We start from the raw sequence: 17,474 nt of genomic DNA on the forward strand, positions 1-17,474 counted from the left end.
GATGGGCGGTGGACGCAGATACGACGTGGCGCCCGCCGGAATTCCGGCGGGCGCCACGTGACGGTGCGGTCGGGAGATCAGCGGCGGCTCTCGCCGCTGACGATCTCCTCGCGCTCGGGCCGGGGCTCGACCGGCGGGTGACCCGGTGAGACCGGCGCCTCGACCGGCTTCTCGATCGGGTAGAAGAAGCCCCGGACCGCCGGGCCGAGAGCCCCGAGCCGGTTCATCTTCTTCGGCACCACCCAGCCGACGTACTCCAGCTCGCCGTGGCCGTCCGCGTGCCCGTCCGCCGAGCTGAGCGGCTGGTGCACCTCGACGAACCGGCCGTCCGGCAGGCGCCGGATGATGCCGGTCTCCACGCCGTGCGCCAGCACCTCGCGGTCGTGCTGCTGCAGACCCAGGCAGAGCCGGTAGGTGATGTAGTACGCCAGCGGCGGGAGCACCAGCAGGCCGATCCGGCCGGCCCAGGTCATCGCGTTCAAGCTGATCTGGAGCTTGTCGGCGATCACGTCGTTGGCGCCGGAGAGCGTCAGCACGACGTAGAACGACACCGCCATGGCGCCGACCGCGGTCCGGGCCGGAACGTCCCGGGGCCGCTGGAGCAGGTTGTGGCTCTTGCGGTCCTTGAGGTGCCGGGCCTCCAGGAACGGGTACATCGTCGACAGGCCCACCAGGATGCCGGGCAGGACGACCGTCGGCCAGAACAGCGGTGGAATGACGTACCCGTCGCCGATCGGAATGGGGATCTCCCAGGCCGGCATGAGTCGGGTCGAGCCGTCGAGGAACATGACGTACCAGTCCGGCTGGCTGGCGGCCGAGACCACCCACGCCTCGTACGGGCCGAACAGCCAGATCGGGTTGATCTGGAACAGACCGCCCATCAGCGCGATGACGCCGAAGACGACCATGAAGAAGCCGCCCTGCTTGAGCGCGTACCGCGGGAACATCCGCTCGCCGACCACGTTGCCGTTGGTCCGGCCGGGGCCGGGCCACTGGGTGTGCTTCTGCTTGAAGACCAGGCCCAGGTGGACGCTGATCAGCGCGACGAGCAGACCCGGGATGAGCAGCACGTGGGCGATGAAGAACCGGCTGATGATGATCGTGCCGGGGAACTCACCGCCGAAGATCGACGACGTGAGCCAGGAGCCGATCACCGGGATGGACAGCATGATCGCCGAGGCGATCCGCAGGCCGGTGCCGGACAGGCCGTCGTCCGGCAGCGAGTAGCCGGTGAAGCCGGCCAGGAAGCCGACCCAGAACAGCAGCGAGCCGATGATCCAGTTGGTCTCGCGCGGCTTGCGGAAGGCGCCGGTGAAGAAGACCCGCAGCATGTGCACGACGATCGCGGCCATGAACAGCAGCGCCGACCAGTGGTGCATCTGCCGCATCACCAGACCACCCCGGACGTCGAACGAGATGTCCAGGCTGGAGGCGTACGCGGCGGACATCGGCGTGCCCTGCAACGGGGCGTAGCTGCCGTCGTAGACCACCTCGGTCATCGCCGGCTCGAAGAAGAAGGTCAGGAACACACCGGTCAACAGCAGCACGACGAACGAGAACAGCGCGATCTCGCCCAGCAGGAAGGACCAGTGGTCCGGGAAGACCTTGTTCAGCAGCCGGCGCAGCGGGGTGGCCACCTGGAAGCGGTCGTCCACTCCCACCGCGGCCTTGCCCGGCGTTGCTGCCAGGTCAAACTTTCGACGCTTCATGGCCGCTCCCAGAAATCAGGCCCGACGGTCTCGGTGTAGTCGGACTTCGCCACGAAGAAGCCCTCGGAGTCCACCTCGATCGGCAGCTGCGGCAGCCGCCGGCTGGCGGGGCCGAAGACGGGCCGGGCGTTGTCGGTGATCAGGAACTGGGACTGGTGGCACGGGCAGAGCAGCCGGTTGGTCTGCTGCTCGAACAGGCTTGCCGGGCAACCGGCGTGCGTGCAGACCTTGGAGAAGGCCGCGTAGTTGCCCCACATGTAGTCGCCGTGGCCGACGTCCGGCCGCGAGTTGGCTTCCCGGGACTTCTGGGCATCCGCATCGCGCAGGTGGATCAGCAGCGTCGGCGAATCGGCGTGCCGGTTGCTCACACCGTGCTCGATGCCCGGGAAGACCGTCAGCTGACCGCCGGCGCTGATGTCCGCCGGGCGGACCGGCCGGCCGTCCTCACGGACCAGCCGGATCTTCTGCCCGCCCTCCGCCGGGGCGAACCCGGTGGTGAACATCTGGTTGTTCTTGTGCGGCTGGGAGATCAGGCCGCCGACCAGGGGCGCCGCGACCACCGCCCCGACCGGCACGAGACCGGCCAGCAGCGAGATGCCGAGCAGCGGGCGACGCTTCACGCCCAGCTCGTCGGCCATGTAGAGCATGGTCTGACCGGTGATGGTGCGGCCGTCCGCGTCCACCGCGCCCTCGTGCCGGTCCTGGATCGAGACCTCCTTGGGCAGCAGCTTCTTGCCCCAGGTCAGGATGCCGAAACCGACGGCGAGCAGGGCGATGCCGAGGGTGGCGCCCAGCAGCGGGGTGTAGAACTTGTCACCGCCGCGGCCCGGCTCGTACTGCCACGGCCACCAGATGTAGATGGCCAGGAAGGCGGTCGCCGCCAGGCCGGTGATCAGGAAGAACCCGGCCACCACCCGGGTCAGGCGGCGCTCGGCCTTGGTGCCGGGCTGCACCTGCGGCTCGTAGTGGACGATCTCGATGTCGTCCCGGCGCGCGCCTTCGCGCACGATGTCGAACCGGGTCAGCCCGGGGGTGTTCACGTCGAGCGGCTCCCGGCCCTGCTGGGCCTGGTGCTCGGTGTGGGTGCTCATGCCGTCACCTCGCTACGGGTGGCGCCGAGCGGCACCACGGCACTGAATCGGATGCTCCGCTCGGTCACGACTTACCCGCAATCCACAGGCTAGCGAAGACGAGCGCCACGATGCCAACCAGGAAGATCGCCAGGCCCTCGGTGGACGGCCCGTACCGGCCGAGGTTGAACCCGCCCGGGTCCTGGTCGTGCTTCAGGGTCTCCTGGATGTACGCGATGATGTCGGCCTTCTGCTCCGGCCGGAGCTGGTTGTCACCGAACACCGGCATGTTCTGCGGGCCGCTCAGCATCGCCGCGTAGATCTGCCGGTCGGTCGCCGGGTGCAGACTCGGGGCGAACTTGCCCGAGGAGAGCGCGCCGCCACCGCCGCCGAAGGCGTGGCACTGCGAGCAGTTGATCCGGAACAGCTCACCGCCGGAAGCGATGTTGCCGTCCTCGCGGAGGTTGTCGCCCTCCGGCACGATCGGGCCGCCGCCGAGCTCCTGGATGTACTGGGCCAGCTGGCGGGTCTGCTCGTCGGTGAAGAGCGGGGGCTTGCGGTGCGCCTGGGCCTCCTGGCGGGCCAGCGGCATGCGGCCGCTGCTGACCTGGAACTCGACCGAGGCCGCGCCGACGCCGATCAGGCTCGGTCCGCGGCCCTCGACGCCCTGGGCATTGCGTCCGTGGCAGGTGACACAGCTCACGTCGAACAGCGCCTTGCCCTCGGCGGCGGCGCCGGTCAGCGGCGGGTTGTCCTGCGCCTGCGCACCGGGGGCGAAGACGGTGTAGGCGCCGCCGGCGAGCATCAGCGCGGCGAACAGCCGGACCGCGGCGCCCAGCCGGCGGCGGCCCCTGCTGCGCGCGGCGGGCCGCTCGCGCAGCCGCGCGAGCAGACCGCGTCGGCGGTCGTTGTCAGAAGTCATGAGCTGTGTCCTTAACCGGGTTGGACCTTGTCTCAGGGGACGGAGCAGCGGCGCGGTTCGTGACGCGCCAAGATCACTGAAGCCAGTAGATCATGGCGTACAGCCCGATCCACACGACGTCGACGAAGTGCCAGTAGTACGACACGACGATCGCCGAGGTCGCCTGCGCCGGGGTGAACCGGCCCATGGTGGTACGGACCATGAAGATGATGAAGGCGATCAGGCCGCCGGTCACGTGCAGGCCGTGGAAGCCGGTGGTCAGGTAGAACATCGAGCCGTAGCCGTCTTCGTTGATCTTGACGCCCTCGTGCACCAGCGTGCGGTACTCGTTCACCTGACCGAGCACGAAGATCAGGCCCATCACGAAGGTGATGGTGAACCAGCGCCGCAGCGCGTGCACATCACCCTTCTCCGCCGCGAAGACGCCGAGCTGGCACGTCACCGACGAGAGCACCAGGATCACGGTGAAGGTGGTCGCGTACGGAATGTTCAGGTGCTCGGTGTGCTTCTCCCACTGCTCCGGCGCAGCCGCACGGATCGAGAAGTACATCGCGAACAACGCCGCGAAGAACATGAGTTCGCTGGAGAGCCACACGATCGTCCCGACGCTGACCATGTTCGGTCGGGTCAGAGAGTGGATCCGGCTCTTGTCAATGGCTGGGGCCGCAGTCACGCCGTCATTATTGCCCCTGACCGGGGCCGGCGATCAGCGGGGTGGCAAACCTGCGCCTTCCGTGGCCCGAGCGTCAGGGTCCGGTTCGCCTGGCCTAGCCTGAAAAGCGTGCTGCACGTCGATTCGATCTTCGCCGCCACCTCGGCCGTCCCGGCCGCGGTGCTCGCGGCCACTCCGGCGGGCCCGCCAGCCCTGGCCGCAGGGGGCGAGGCGACCCCGCCCCCGTTCACCGTCGGCGCGGTGCTGACCGAGACCCGGCTGGACAGCTGGCTGGCCCTCGGCCTGGTGCTCGCCGCCGGCCTCTACCTCTACGGGGTGCACCGGCTGCGCCTTCGCGGCGACCGCTGGCCCATCTCCCGTACGGTGTTCTTCCTCGGCCCCGGCCTGGGCGGCATCGCGCTGGTCACGGTCAGTGGGCTGCACGCGTACGACACCGCGCTGCTGTCGGTGCACATGGTCCAGCACATGGTGCTGTCGATGGTGGCGCCGATCTTCCTGGCGCTCGGCGCACCCATGACGCTGGCCCTGCGGACCCTGCCGGTCGGGGCGCGCAAGCGCCTGCTGGCGATCGTGCACAGCCGCGTCGCCCGGGTCTACAGCTTCCCGCTGGTGGCGTTCGCCATCTTCGTGGTCAACCCGTTCGCGCTGTACTTCAGTGACCTGTACCGCTTCACCCTGGAACACGCCTGGGCGCACGAGCTGGTGCACGCGCACTTCATCATGACCGGCTGCGTGTTCTTCTGGCCACTGCTCGGCCTCGACCCGCTGCCGGGCCGCTGGCCGTACCCGGCCCGGGCGCTGCTGATGCTGCTCTCCGTGCCGTTCCACACCGTGCTCGGGCTCACCATCATGCAGAGCAGCACGCTCTTCGGCGGCGACTGGTACCCGTCGCTCAACCTGAGCTGGTCCGACCCCTGGGACGACCAGGTCGTCGCCGGCGGCATCCTGTGGGTTGGCGGCGAGTTCGTCAGCGTGACCATGCTCGCGGTGCTGGTGGTGCAGTGGATCAAGCAGTCCGAGCGGGAGGCCCGCCGCGTCGACCGCGAACTGGACCGCCAGGAGGCCCGCGACCGCGCCGCCGGCACCCCCGCCTGAGCAGCGCCGACGGTACGCCGGAGCGCCGGCGACGGGCGGGATGTCGACTACGTCACGTCGACCGGTACGATCGGCGGGCAGCTACGAGGTGGGAGCCAGTCCAGCCATGAGCGATCGTCAGTGCACCGTCCTGCTCTACAGCGACGACCCGCAGGTCCGTGACCGGATGCGGCTGGCCGTCGGCACCCGGCCCGCACCCGGGCTGCAGATCGAGTTCGTCGACGCGTCGACCTACGCCGAGAGCATCCGGCTGGTCGACGACTACGAGATCGACCTACTGCTGCTCGACGGCGAGGCCAGCCCGGGCGGCGGCATCGGCATCGCCCGGCAGATCAAGGACGACCGGGACGACGCTCCCCCGACCTGCGTGGTGATCGCTCGCGCCGCCGACCGATGGCTCGCCGCGTACGCCGAGGTCGACGCGACGCTGGTGCACCCGCTCGACCCGGTGACCACCGGCAGCACGGTGGCCGAGCTGCTGCGGACGCACGCACCCGCCTGACGTCCCCCGCTCCGGCACCGCCACGGCGCCGGATGAGTCGGCGCCGGTTCCAGCCCACCCGCACTTCGCACGCTCGGGAGGCCCGCCATGGGCGATCGGACCTGGCCGCACCTGCTCAACGCGCTGCTGCGCGGCGACGAGCTGTCCACCGCCGACACCGCCTGGGCGATGGGCGAGATCATGGCCGGCTCGGCGGGCGCCGCGCAGGTCGCCGGCTTCGCCGTGGCGCTACGGGCCAAGGGCGAGACGTCGGCCGAGCTGGCGGGGCTGGTGGAGACGATGCTGAGCCGGGCGGTCCCGGTCGACCTCCCCGACGAGCTGCGCTCCACCGCGCTGGACGTGGTGGGCACCGGCGGTGACCTCGCGCACACGGTCAACATCTCCACCATGGCCGCGCTGGTGGTGGCCGGCGCCGGCGTCCGGGTGGTCAAGCACGGCAACCGGGCCGCGTCCTCCTCCTGCGGCACCGCCGACCTGCTGGAGTTCCTCGGCGTCCCGCTCGACCTCGACCCGGACGCGATCGTCCGCTGCGTCACCGAGGCCGGCATCGGGTTCTGCTTCGCCGCCCGGTTCCACCCCGGCATGCGGCACACCGGCCCGATCCGGCGGGAGCTGGGCGTGCCCACCGTCTTCAACTTCCTCGGCCCGCTGACCAACCCGGCCCGGCCGCGCGCCGGCGCCGTCGGCTGCTTCGACGCCCGCATGGCTCCGGTGATGGCCGGCGTGTTCGCCGCTCGCGGTGACTCGGTGCTGGTCATGCGCGGCGAGGACGGGCTGGACGAGTTCACCACCGCCGCGCCGACCCGGGTCTGGGCGGCGCAGGGCGGCACCGTACGCGAGGCCGTGCTGGACGCGACGGACCTGGGGGTACCCCGGTCCACCCTCGCGGACCTGCGCGGCGGTGACGCCGCGTACAACGCCGGCGTGGCCCGCCGCCTGCTGGCCGGCGAGACCGGCCCGGTCCGGGACGCGGTGCTGGTCAACGCGGCGGCGGCGCTGGCCACCCAGGGCCCGCTGGACGGGGATCTGACCGAGGCGCTGCGCGCCGGCCTGGACCGCGCCGCCGAGTCGATCGACTCCGGCGCGGCGGCCGACACCCTCGACCGCTGGATCGAGATCGCCACCACCGCCTGACCCGCCCCGCTCGCCCGCTCGCCTGCTCGTTCGCCTGCTCGCCCGCTCGCTCGCGCTGCCTGCGCGCGGCGTGATCGGCTCGGGATCCTTCCGCAGTGTCCGGTGGACCGGAACGGCCCGAGTTCAATGCTGCCGAGTGGATCATGCGGTGACCTGGGCCGGACCGGCGCGGAGCCTTCCCGGGGCCCGCGAGCGGGCGGTGCGCGGGGAATTGTCGGACCCGCGTGGGAAACTACAGCCGAGTAGTTCTCCGCTTCCGTTGTGCGTCGCTGTCGCGTCGGGGGCGGGCCGCCCGGAGTGAGAGGAGACGCCCGTGTCAGACCGCGAGCTCTACTGCGACGTCTGCGAGTGCGTGGCGCCGTTCGAGGTGCCGCCCTGCGTCGACGGCCACGGCACCGACTGTCCCGAGCTGATCTGCACCGGCTGCGGCGCCGCCGTGGTGATCGCCACCTTCACCAGCCCCGTCACCCGCCTGGCCGACCGTCGACGTCGCCAACCCACCCGCCACGCCGCCTGACCCGGCCACCCCTCACCCGCCTGGCCCGCGCCGCCACCATCACCTGGCGGCGCCGCCGCGCCCGCTCGGGTCACGCTGCCGCTCGATCAACTCGGTTTCGCCGATGTTGCGGTATCCCGCCGCACTGACACCCCCACATCGGCGATGTGAGGGTCGATCACCTGGGCAGGGGTCCGGGCATGACGAAGGCCCGCTCCCCCACTGGGGAACGGGCCTTCGTGCTGCCATGGGCCGGCCGCGACCGCGACCGGGTGGGTCAGTGCTCGGCGGTGCGCCGGGTGCCGCTGTAGTACTCGAAGAGCAGCCCGCAGGCGGCGAAGATGACCGCCACCAGACCGGCGCCGACCAGCCAGAGCTGCCAGAACGCCAGGCCCACGCTGGCGATCGCGGCGGCCAACGCCAGCCCGAACGGCCAGTAGCTGCCGGGGCTGAAGAAGCCGACCTCACCGGCGCCGTCGGCGATCTCGGCGTCCGGCCGGTCCTCCGGGCGCAGGTCGATACGGCGCGAGACGAACCAGAAGAAGCCGCCGCACATCGTGCAGAGCAGGAAGGACAGCAGCAGCGCGATGGTGCCCACCCACTCGACGCCGCCGGACGACGCACCGGCCGTCCAGGCACCGTAGAGGATCGTGGCGCCGAACAGGAACGCGGCGATGATCAGGAAGATACGCCATTCGGTCTTCATGCCGTTGCCTCAGCTTCCCGTGCCGGCCGGAGCGCTGTCCGGGTTGAAGTTGCTCCGCGTCCGCCGGGTCTCGAACGGCTGCGTGGTTTCCGCGTACGGCTTCTCACCGATGGCGGTCAGCGCGTCCTGGGTGGACTTGCCGCTCTGCTTGGCCGCCAGGAACTGGTCGTACTGCTCCGGCGAGACCACCCGCAGCTCGAAGTTCATGAACGCGTGGTAGCTGCCGCACAGCTCGGCGCAGCGCCCGACGTAGGCACCCTCGGTCTCCAGGCTGGAGACCTCGAACACGTTGCGGATCTTGCCCGGCATGACGTCCCGCTTGAACAGCAGCTCGGGCACCCAGAACGAGTGGATGACGTCGCGGCTGGTCTCCTCGAACCGGATCGACCGGTTGGTCGGCAGCACCAGCACCGGGATGACCTCGCTGGTGCCGAGCGTCGACGCGGTGGTGCGGGCGTCGGTGCCCTGCCCGTCGCGGTAGTTGAACTGCCAGTTCCACTTGAAGGCGACGACCTCGACCGTGACGTCGGGGTTCTTCGACAACTTGTCCACGTCGGTCTGCACGATCGCCGTGTAGTAGAAGAGCACGGAGACGATCAGGATCGGCGCGATGGTGTAGAGGAACTCCATCGGCAGGTTGTAGCGCGTCTGCACCGGCAGCGCGTTGCCACGCTTGCGGTAACGAATGACGCACCAGAAGATCAGACCCCACACGAAGACGCCGACCGCGAGGGCGGCGATGCAGGAGGCGATCCACAGGTCGTACATCCGCCGGGACTCGGCCGAGATGCCCCCCTGCGGCCAGCCGAAGCCGTCGAACGCCTGACCGACGTCACAGCCCGTGAGCAGGACCAGCAGCGCCACGCCACCGAGACCGAGCCCGGCCACCCGACCAGCACCACGCCGCCGGCGTCCACCGACCCCTCGGGAAGCGCTGTGCCGTACGGCCGACGGCCGTACCTCCGAACTCCTTGCGACCACCTGGTCCTGCCTCCCTAGCGCGCCGCGGTGCGTCTTTCCTCAGCACCGGCGGCAAAGGCGTCACCGACGGTCGCAGATTACTCGACCATGACGGACTCGGCCGTGGTGGGGTCACTGTCCGCCCCCATCGGGGGGATCCTGGGCATACCGCCGCGATAGCGTTGGGATCCGTGAGCGCGAGGAGTGAGCCGGGGTTGCGAGCCCCGCAGTCGCAAGCAGAAGGCGAGCCCGTGAGCGCATCCCCGATATACCTGGACGCGGCGACCGCCGCGCCGATGCATCCGGTCGCCCGGCAGGCGCTGCTGGCCGCCCTCGACGACGGCTGGGCCGACCCGGGCAAGCTGTACACCCAGGCCCGCCGGGCACGGCAACTACTCGACGCCGCCCGCGAGGCCACCGCGCAGACGCTCGGCGTCCGCGCCGACGAACTGTCCTTCACCTCCAGCGGTACGACGGCCGCGCACGGCGCGGTGCTCGGTGGCCTGGCCGGGCGGCGCCGGGTCGGGTCGACGCTGGCGCATTCGGCGATCGAGCACTCCGCGGTGCTGCACGCCGCGGAGCGGCACGTCGCGGCGGGCGGCGTCGCCAACCCGGTACCGGTCGACCGGCTAGGCCGGCTGGACCTGACCGCCTGGTCGGACGCGGTCCGGGCCCCGGGGGTCGCGCTGGCCGCGCTGATCACCGCCAGTCACGAGGTGGGCACCGTGCAACCGGTCGCCGAGGCGGCCGCCGCCTGCTCCGACGCCGGGGTGCCGCTGTACGTCGACGCCGCGCAGTCGGTCGGTCGGGTGCCCCTGCCGGCGGGCTGGTCGGTGCTCACCGCCAGCGCGCACAAGTGGGGTGGCCCGGCCGGGGTGGGGCTGCTGGCGGTCCGCAAGGGCACCCGCTGGGAGTCACCCTGGCCGGCCGACGAGCGGGAGGGCGGGCGTACCCCCGGCTCGGTGAACCTGCCCGCGGTGGTGGCGGCGGCGGCGAGCCTGCGCGCCGCGGCGGCCGACGCGGCGGCCGAGGAGACCCGGCTGGCGCCGCTGGTGGACCGGATCCGGGCGCGGGTGGCGGCGGAGGTGCCCGACGTGGAGGTGGTCGGCGAACCGGTGCTCCGGCTCCCCCACCTGGTCACTTTCTCCTGCCTGTACGTCGACGGCGAGGCGCTGCTGCACGCGCTGGACCGGCGCGGCTTCGCGGTGTCGTCCGGCTCGTCCTGCACCTCGTCCACGCTGCGTCCGTCGCACGTGCTCGAGGCGATGGGGGTGCTCTCACACGGCAACGTCCGGGTCAGCCTGCACCGGGAGACGACCGAGGCGGACGTCGAGCGGTTCCTCGCCGAGTTGCCGGGGATCGTCGCCGGGCTGCGCGCCGAGGCGGGGGTGGTGGGGCTGTGACGATGCCGGACGAGGTGCTCGACTGCCGTGGCCAGCGCTGCCCGCTGCCGGTGATCGCGGCGGCCCGACGGATGCCCGAGGTGCCGATCGGCGCGGTGGTCCGGGTGCTCGCCGACGACCCGGCCGCGGCCGTGGACATCCCCGCCTGGTGTCGGATGCGCGGCCAGGAGTTCGTCGCCGCCATAACGGGCCCGGAAGGCCCCGCCTACGACATCCGCCGCGCCCACTGACCGGAAGTCCCCCCGCACCCCGCGATCTTGCAGTTTCTGTCCCGGCGAAAGGCGCATAAAGCGCGGATCGCCGTCACAAGGTGCAAGATCGCGGGAGGTGCGGGGGTACGGGTTAGGGGTTACGGGAGGAGGTGCGGGCGGATCTCGTCGGCGGCCGTGTCGCCGTAGGACTCGGCGAGGCGCTTGACGAACAGGTCGCGGCGGACGTCGTACTCCTGGGTGCCGACGGTCTCCAGGACCAGCGTGGCGAGCAGCGAGCCGACCTGGGCGGCCCGCTCCAGGCCGAGCCCCCAGGAGAGCGCGGTGAAGAACCCGGCCCGGAAGCCGTCGCCCACCCCGGTCGGGTCGACCGCCCGGATCTCCCGCGCGATCGGCACGTGGATCGGGTCCATGCCGCGCCCGGCGATCTCCACGCCGTGCTTGCCCAGCGTGGTGACCCGCACCTTGACCAGCTCCAGCAGCTGGTCGTCGCTCAGCCCGGCCTTGCTCTGCAGCAGCGACTTCTCGTAGTCGTTGGTCATCAGGTACTCGGCGCCCTCGATCAGCGCCACCACGTCCTCGCCCGGCATGCGGGCGAGCTGCTGGGAGGGGTCGGCGGCGAACGCGTACCCGCGAGTGCGGCACTCGGCGGAGTGGCGCAGCATGGCCTCGGGGTCGTTGGCGCTGACCAGCACCAGGTCCAGCCCTCCGAGCCGGTCGGCGACCGGGGCGAGCTCGATGTTGCGCGCCTCACTCATCGCGCCGGCGTAGAACGACGCGATCTGGCACATGTCGGTGTCGGTGGTGCAGACGAAGCGGGCGGTGTGCGCCACCTCGCTGATGTGCACCGAGTCGCAGTCCACCCCGTGCCGCTCGAGCCACGAGCGGTAGTCGGCGAAGTCGGCGCCCACCGCGCCGAGCAGCACCGGGCGCAGCCCGAGCTGGCCCATGCCGAAGGCGATGTTCGCCGCCACCCCGCCCCGGCGGAGCACCAGGTCGTCCACCAGGAAGGAGAGGGAAACCTTGTGCAGCTGATCGGCAATGAGCTGGTCGGCGAAGCGACCGGGAAAGCTCATCAGGTGATCGGTGGCGATCGAGCCGGTCACGGCGATCTTCATGTCAACCCTCGGGGTCGGGAGCAGGGCGCGGTCAGACTACCGGCCCGGCAACCCGGCGGTGTCCGGTCGGTCGGACAACGGCAACCGGCCGGCAACCCGGCCGGTCAGGGCCGCCTCGGGGCCACTCCCGCACCCCGCACGACGACGGGGCCGTCCCGCAGGACGGCCCCGTCGTGATGGTGCGTGGTGCGTGCGGCTCAGTTGAACGAGTCGCCACAGGCGCAGGAGTTGCCCGCGTTGGGGTTGTCGATGGTGAAGCCCTGAGCGTCGATCCGGTCAGCGAAGTCGATCGTCGCACCGGAAAGGTACGGGGCGCTCATCCGGTCGACGACGACCTCGACACCACCGAAATCGGTGACGACGTCACCGTCGAGCGAACGCTCGTCGAAGAAGAGCTGGTACCGCAGGCCGGAGCAGCCACCCGGCTGCACCGCGACGCGGAGCCGCAGGTCGTCGCGGCCCTCCTGCTCGATCAGAGCCTTGACCTTCTGCGCCGCGACGTCGGTGAGGACGACGGAAGTAGGGGCCTTGGCCTCGGTCGACTCGGTCTGCGCTGGCGTGGTCACGTGGAAGTCTCCCTGCGCGGTATGGGTCCGGACGCACTGGCCAACGCCGCGCGCCGTCCAGTGATTCCCGGTGTGGTCCATTTCCGATCGTACGCCGCCGCGGCCGGGCGCACCCGGGTGGCGTGACCCCCGCCGCAGGTCGGCCCGGTCGTGGCCGCGGACGGCCGTCCGGCCCGAGCGCTCAGCGGCGGCTCCACTGCCGGGCCAGCCGGGCGCCCAGCTCGCGCAGCCCGTCCGCCGGCCGGCTCATGGCGGCGCTGAGCCCGCCGCCCTCCTCCCCGCCGAAGTGCTCGACCAGGCTGTACGCGTCGGTCACGCCCGCCGCGGCGGCCTCCCGCCGGCCGGTGCTCACCTGGCCGGCCACCACCACGCAGGGCACCCCCCGGTCCCGGGCGGCGCCGGCCACCCCGGCGACCACCTTGCCGCGCAGCGACTGGTGGTCGAAGGACCCCTCACCGGTGATCACCAGGTCGGCGGTGTCCAGCGCGGCGTCCAGCCCGGTGGCCCGGGTGACCAGGCCGATGCCCGACTCGCAGCCGCCACCCAGGGCGAGGATGGCCGCGCCGATGCCGCCGGCGGCCCCGCCGCCGGGCAGCGTGCCGAGCCCCGCCGGGCAACCGGGCAGATCCCGCTCCAGCACCGCCGTGAAGCGCTCCAGCGCGGCGTCGAGCAGCAGCACGTCGGCCCGGTCGGCGCCCTTCTGCGGGCCGAACACGTTGCTCGCGCCGTGCAGGCCGAGCAGCGGGTTGTCCACGTCGGTGGCGGCGACCAGCCGGACCCCGCGCAGCCGGGGCGCGCCGTCCAGCGCGACGGCCGCGGCCAGCGCCGCCCCGCCGTACGGCAGCGCGGCGCCGGCGGCGTCGAGCGGGGTCACGCCCAGCGCGGCCAGCATTCCGGCGCCGGCGTCGTTGGTGCCGGAGCCACCCAGCCCGATCACCACCGTCCGGGCCCCGCTCTCCACCGCGGCGGCCACCAGCAGGCCCAGCCCGTAGGAGGTGGTGGTCTTCGGGTCACGTTCGGCGCTGGCGAGCAGGTGCAGCCCGCACGCCTGGGCGCTCTCCAGGTAGGCGGTCGCGCCGTCGGTGGTGAGCAGGATCTCACCGGCCGCCGGCCGGCCCAGCGGATCGACCGTCCGCACCGGCACCCGCCGGCCGCCGAGGGCCTCGGCGAGCACCTCCACGAAACCCGGCCCACCGTCGGCGAGTGGCCGGATCAGCAGGTCGTCGCCCTCGGCGACGGTGCGCCAACCGGCGGCCACCGCGGCGGCCACCTCCGGTGCGGGCAGGGTGCCGGCGAACTTGTCCGGGCAGAGCAGCACACGCATGCCCAGCAGTGTGGCAGCCCACACCGACAGAAGCTGCGCCACGCTCGTGCTGTGGGACCATGGGTCACGTGACTTCGACCTGGGTGGAACCCTCCAACACGGCGACGGCTCTGCTGCTGCTCGGCCGGGGCAGCGACCCCGACACCGAGCGCGGCGTCGAGTGTCCGGGCGACCTTCCGGCGCCCAGCGATCCGGATCTGGTGGCCCGCGCCGCGGCGGCTAAGGCGAAGCTGGGCAGCAAGGTGTTCGTGCTGGGGCACCACTACCAGCGCGACGAGGTGATCCAGTTCGCGGACGTGACCGGCGACTCGTTCAAGCTGGCCCGCGAGGCCGCGGCCCGCCCGGACGCGGAGTACATCCTCTTCTGCGGCGTGCACTTCATGGCCGAGAGCGCCGACATCCTCACCACGGACACCCAGCGGGTGATCCTGCCCGACCTGGCGGCCGGGTGCTCGATGGCGGACATGGCCGTGCTGGGCCAGGTCGAGGCGGCCTGGGACACGCTGACCGAGTTGGGCATCGCCGGCGAGACCGTGCCGGTGACGTACATGAACTCCTCGGCCGACATCAAGGGCTTCGTCGGCCGCAACGGTGGCGTGGTCTGCACCTCTTCCAACGCCAAGCGCGCCCTGGACTGGGCGTTCGAGCAGGGGTCGAAGGTGCTCTTCCTGCCCGACCAGCACCTGGGCCGCAACACGGCGGTGCTGGAGATGGGCCTGTCCCTGGACGACTGCGTGCTCTACGACCCGCACAAGCCCGGCGGCGGGCTCACCCCCGAGCAGCTGCGGGACGCCAAGATGATCCTCTGGCGCGGGCACTGCTCGGTGCACGGCCGGTTCACCCTGGAGAGCGTCAACGACGTGCGCGAGCGGGTGCCCGGGGTCAACGTGCTGGTCCACCCGGAGTGCCGGCACGAGGTGGTCACGGCCGCCGACTACATCGGCTCGACCGAGTACATCATCAAGACCATCGAGGCGGCCCCGGCCGGCTCGGCGTGGGCGCTCGGCACCGAGCTGAACCTGGTCCGCCGGCTGGCGCTGGCACACCCGGACAAGCAGGTCATGTTCCTGGACAAGGCGGTCTGCTACTGCTCGACGATGAACCGGATCGACCTGCCGCACCTGGTCTGGGCGCTGGAGGAGCTGGTCGCCGGCCGGGTGGTCAACCAGATCACGGTGGACGTCGACACCGCGCACCACGCCCGGGTCGCGCTGGATCAGATGCTCGCCCTGCCCGGCGCGGACACCCCGCCGGCAGCTGCGGCCTGATCACGATCCGTAGCGCCCTTGGTACGCAAAAGTGCCGGATCACCGATTAATGCCACACACGCCGATGTGACCGAGTCCTTTCTCGTCACCGAGGGCTATGCTGCCGGAGCGACGACGCAAGCGGGCCGTTTCGATATGGCCGCATCCGGGGTAGCGAAGGAGTTCACGCTCCCCACCATCAACACGGCAGCACCGACGCGCTGGAGGTTGCGTTGACCGACGACGTCCTGGTCGTGCACGGAGGCACTCCGCTTGAAGGGCGGATCCGCGTGCGCGGCGCGAAGAACCTGGTTTCGAAGGCGATGGTCGCCGCGCTGCTCGGCGACAGCCCCAGCCGGCTGTTCGACGTGCCGAAGATCCGCGACGTCGAGGTGGTCCGGGGTCTGCTCGGTCTGCACGGCGTCAAGGTCACCGACGGCACCGAGGACGGCGAGCTCGTCTTCGACCCGGCCAACGTGGAGAGCGCCAGCACCGACCAGATCAACGTGCACGCCGGCTCCAGCCGGATCCCGATCCTGTTCTGCGGCCCGCTGCTGCACCGGCTCGGGCACGCGTTCATCCCGGACCTGGGCGGCTGCCACATCGGCCCGCGCCCGATCGACTTCCACCTTCAGGCGCTGCGCGAGTTCGGTGCCACGGTCGACAAGCGGCCCGAGGGCCTGCATCTGTCCGCGCCGAACGGCCTGCACGGGACCAAGTTCGCCCTGCCGTACCCGAGCGTCGGCGCCACTGAGCAGGTGCTGCTGACCGCGGTGATGGCCGAGGGTGTCACCGAACTGCGCAACGCCGCGGTGGAGCCGGAGATCATCGACCTGATCTGCATCCTGCAGAAGATGGGCGCGATCATCAAGGTGCACACCGACCGGGTGATCGAGATCCAGGGCGTACCGAAGCTGCACGGCTACACCCACCGGCCGATCCCGGACCGGATCGAGGCGGCGAGCTGGGCCGCGGCCGCGCTGGCCACCCGCGGTCACGTCGAGGTGCTCGGCGCGCAGCAGGCCGACATGATGACCTTCCTGAACATCTTCCGCTCGGTCGGCGGCGAGTACGAGGTCACCGACGCCCGGCCGCCGAAGCTGGGCGACCCGGGTCAGGAGGGTGGCATCCGGTTCTGGCACCCGGGCGGCGAGCTGAACGCCGTGGCGCTGGAGACCGACGTGCACCCGGGCTTCATGACCGACTGGCAGCAGCCGCTGGTCGTGGCGCTCACCCAGGCCCGCGGGCTGTCGATCGTCCACGAGACGGTCTACGAGCAGCGGCTGGGCTACACGGAGGCGCTGAACTCGATGGGCGCCAACATCCAGGTCTACCGGGACTGCCTCGGCGGCACGCCGTGCCGCTTCGGCCGGCGCAACTTCAAGCACTCGGCGGTGATCGCCGGGCCGAGCAAGCTGCACGCCGCCGACCTGGTCATCCCGGACCTGCGGGCCGGTTTCAGCCACCTGATCGCGGCGCTCGCGGCCGAGGGTACCTCGCGGGTGTACGGCGTCGACCTGATCAACCGGGGCTACGAGGACTTCGAGGCGAAGCTCGCCGACCTGGGCGCGCACGCCGAGCGTCCGTAACCTCGAACACGTTTCGTTCGCGCCCGGTGCACCGCGATGTGCACCGGGCGCGAACCGTTGGCTACCCTTGCCGCGTGCCGTCGCTCTTTCGCCGCAAGTCCACCGACCTCGTCGACGAGGCCGTCTCCTCGGTGACGCCCGAGGAGACCGCCGAGCGGCCCCGGGGCTACACCCCGGCCAAGGGTCGGGAGACGCCCAAGCGGCCGACCGCCGGCCGCCGCCCGGCCGGCCCCACCCGCCCCCTCACGAAGGAGGAGGAGCGGGAGCGCCGCCGCCAGTTGCGCGCCGAGGCCGCGTCGGAGTTCCGCCGTGAGGGCGGCCCGCGCGACCGCGGCCCGGAGCGGCTGCTGGCCCGTAACGTGGTCGACTCCCGGCGTACCGTCGGCACCTGGTTCTTCGGCGGCGCGCTGATCGTGCTGATCGGGTCGAACGCGGCGATGCCGCCGGTGGTCCGGCTGATCTCCAACGTGCTCTGGGGCGCGCTGGCACTCGGTGTGGTCGTCGACTCGGTGTTGATCTGTCGCAAGATCAGCAAGCTCGTCCGGCAGCGCTTCCCGAAGACCGACCAGCGGATGGGCTCGCTCTACCTGTACGCGATCATGCGGTCGATCACCTTCCGGCGGATGCGCGCCCCGGCTCCGCAGGTCAAGCTCGGCGACAAGGTCTGAACCCGGCTTACGGCACGCCGAGCGGGCGCACCGCGATCATGGCCGCACCGAGGGCGAGCAGGTCATAAAGCATCCGGGCGTCG

General features: G+C 71.4%; 18 protein-coding genes. 9 read left to right on the plus strand and 9 right to left on the minus strand.

Features of this window, described 5'->3' with window-relative positions:
* Window positions 1-77: 77 nt before the first annotated feature.
* The 4 genes from qcrB to ctaE form a co-directional block, all read right to left on the minus strand.
* Window positions 78-1,709, minus strand: a complete 1,632-nt coding sequence (gene qcrB / locus BUS84_RS15095; RefSeq protein WP_074313167.1) for a cytochrome bc1 complex cytochrome b subunit — start codon at window positions 1,707-1,709, stop codon at window positions 78-80.
* Complete coding sequence (qcrA, locus tag BUS84_RS15100; protein ID WP_074313169.1) at window positions 1,706-2,800, minus strand: cytochrome bc1 complex Rieske iron-sulfur subunit; 1,095 nt, start codon at window positions 2,798-2,800, stop codon at window positions 1,706-1,708. The genes qcrB and qcrA overlap by 4 nt, the downstream gene beginning before the upstream one ends.
* A 64-nt stretch (window positions 2,801-2,864) precedes the next feature.
* Window positions 2,865-3,701, minus strand: coding sequence for a cytochrome bc1 complex diheme cytochrome c subunit (gene qcrC, locus BUS84_RS15105; RefSeq protein ID WP_074313171.1), 837 nt, complete (start codon window positions 3,699-3,701; stop codon window positions 2,865-2,867).
* 73 nt (window positions 3,702-3,774) lie between these two features.
* Window positions 3,775-4,374: an aa3-type cytochrome oxidase subunit III gene (gene ctaE, locus BUS84_RS15110; protein WP_074313173.1), complete on the minus strand. Its 600-nt coding sequence runs from the start codon at window positions 4,372-4,374 to the stop codon at window positions 3,775-3,777.
* Between the two features lie 108 nt (window positions 4,375-4,482).
* On the opposite strand from ctaE, the gene BUS84_RS15115 reads away from it, so the two are divergent.
* From BUS84_RS15115 to BUS84_RS15130, 4 genes are all read left to right on the plus strand, one after another.
* Window positions 4,483-5,469 carry a cytochrome c oxidase assembly protein gene (locus BUS84_RS15115; RefSeq protein WP_074313175.1) on the plus strand — a complete coding sequence of 329 codons (987 nt, stop codon included), beginning with the start codon at window positions 4,483-4,485 and terminating at the stop codon, window positions 5,467-5,469.
* Window positions 5,470-5,575: 106 nt separating this feature from the next.
* Entirely contained in the window at window positions 5,576-5,971 is a 396-nt protein-coding gene (locus BUS84_RS15120; RefSeq protein ID WP_074313177.1) for a response regulator, read from the plus strand.
* Between the two features lie 87 nt (window positions 5,972-6,058).
* Window positions 6,059-7,105: an anthranilate phosphoribosyltransferase gene (gene trpD, locus BUS84_RS15125; RefSeq protein ID WP_074313179.1), complete on the plus strand. Its 1,047-nt coding sequence runs from the start codon at window positions 6,059-6,061 to the stop codon at window positions 7,103-7,105.
* 313 nt (window positions 7,106-7,418) lie between these two features.
* On the plus strand, window positions 7,419-7,622 hold the full coding sequence (locus tag BUS84_RS15130; protein WP_074313181.1) for a hypothetical protein: 204 nt from the start codon (window positions 7,419-7,421) through the stop codon (window positions 7,620-7,622).
* Window positions 7,623-7,878: 256 nt separating this feature from the next.
* Here BUS84_RS15130 and BUS84_RS15135 read toward each other — a convergent pair whose 3' ends face one another.
* Both BUS84_RS15135 and ctaC read right to left on the minus strand, forming a co-directional pair.
* Window positions 7,879-8,307 (minus strand): cytochrome c oxidase subunit 4, encoded by a 429-nt coding sequence (locus BUS84_RS15135; RefSeq protein ID WP_074313183.1) that lies wholly within the window; start codon window positions 8,305-8,307, stop codon window positions 7,879-7,881.
* Between the two features lie 9 nt (window positions 8,308-8,316).
* Complete coding sequence (gene ctaC / locus BUS84_RS15140; RefSeq protein WP_074313185.1) at window positions 8,317-9,288, minus strand: aa3-type cytochrome oxidase subunit II; 972 nt, start codon at window positions 9,286-9,288, stop codon at window positions 8,317-8,319.
* 230 nt (window positions 9,289-9,518) lie between these two features.
* Between ctaC and BUS84_RS15145 the strand changes: the two genes are divergently transcribed.
* Both BUS84_RS15145 and BUS84_RS15150 read left to right on the plus strand, forming a co-directional pair.
* Window positions 9,519-10,670, plus strand: coding sequence for a cysteine desulfurase family protein (locus tag BUS84_RS15145; protein WP_074313187.1), 1,152 nt, complete (start codon window positions 9,519-9,521; stop codon window positions 10,668-10,670).
* Window positions 10,667-10,900, plus strand: a complete 234-nt coding sequence (locus BUS84_RS15150) for a sulfurtransferase TusA family protein (RefSeq protein ID WP_074313189.1) — start codon at window positions 10,667-10,669, stop codon at window positions 10,898-10,900. The genes BUS84_RS15145 and BUS84_RS15150 overlap by 4 nt, the downstream gene beginning before the upstream one ends.
* A gap of 119 nt (window positions 10,901-11,019) precedes the next feature.
* On the opposite strand, the gene BUS84_RS15155 is transcribed toward BUS84_RS15150, so the two are convergent.
* The 3 genes from BUS84_RS15155 to BUS84_RS15165 all read right to left on the minus strand — a co-directional run bounded on the left by BUS84_RS15155 (window position 11,020) and on the right by BUS84_RS15165 (window position 13,887).
* Entirely contained in the window at window positions 11,020-11,997 is a 978-nt protein-coding gene (locus BUS84_RS15155; protein ID WP_074313191.1) for a carbohydrate kinase family protein, read from the minus strand.
* A gap of 197 nt (window positions 11,998-12,194) precedes the next feature.
* Window positions 12,195-12,563 carry an iron-sulfur cluster insertion protein ErpA gene (gene erpA / locus BUS84_RS15160; protein ID WP_074313193.1) on the minus strand — a complete coding sequence of 123 codons (369 nt, stop codon included), beginning with the start codon at window positions 12,561-12,563 and terminating at the stop codon, window positions 12,195-12,197.
* A 181-nt stretch (window positions 12,564-12,744) separates the two neighbouring features.
* Window positions 12,745-13,887 carry a glycerate kinase family protein gene (locus tag BUS84_RS15165; RefSeq protein ID WP_074318816.1) on the minus strand — a complete coding sequence of 381 codons (1,143 nt, stop codon included), beginning with the start codon at window positions 13,885-13,887 and terminating at the stop codon, window positions 12,745-12,747.
* A 68-nt stretch (window positions 13,888-13,955) separates the two neighbouring features.
* On the opposite strand from BUS84_RS15165, the gene nadA reads away from it, so the two are divergent.
* The 3 genes from nadA (at window position 13,956) to BUS84_RS15180 (ending at window position 17,391) form a co-directional block, all read left to right on the plus strand.
* Window positions 13,956-15,155 carry a quinolinate synthase NadA gene (gene nadA, locus BUS84_RS15170; protein WP_074318815.1) on the plus strand — a complete coding sequence of 400 codons (1,200 nt, stop codon included), beginning with the start codon at window positions 13,956-13,958 and terminating at the stop codon, window positions 15,153-15,155.
* 212 nt (window positions 15,156-15,367) lie between these two features.
* Window positions 15,368-16,723, plus strand: a complete 1,356-nt coding sequence (gene murA, locus BUS84_RS15175) for a UDP-N-acetylglucosamine 1-carboxyvinyltransferase (RefSeq protein ID WP_074313195.1) — start codon at window positions 15,368-15,370, stop codon at window positions 16,721-16,723.
* Between the two features lie 74 nt (window positions 16,724-16,797).
* A complete protein-coding gene (locus BUS84_RS15180; protein ID WP_074313197.1) occupies window positions 16,798-17,391 on the plus strand; it encodes a DUF3043 domain-containing protein in 594 nt (197 codons plus the stop codon).
* The last annotated feature ends 83 nt before the right edge of the window (window positions 17,392-17,474 follow it).

Origin of the sequence: Micromonospora cremea (assembly GCF_900143515.1) — a bacterium.
Taxonomy (GTDB): Bacteria; Actinomycetota; Actinomycetes; order Mycobacteriales; family Micromonosporaceae; genus Micromonospora; species Micromonospora cremea.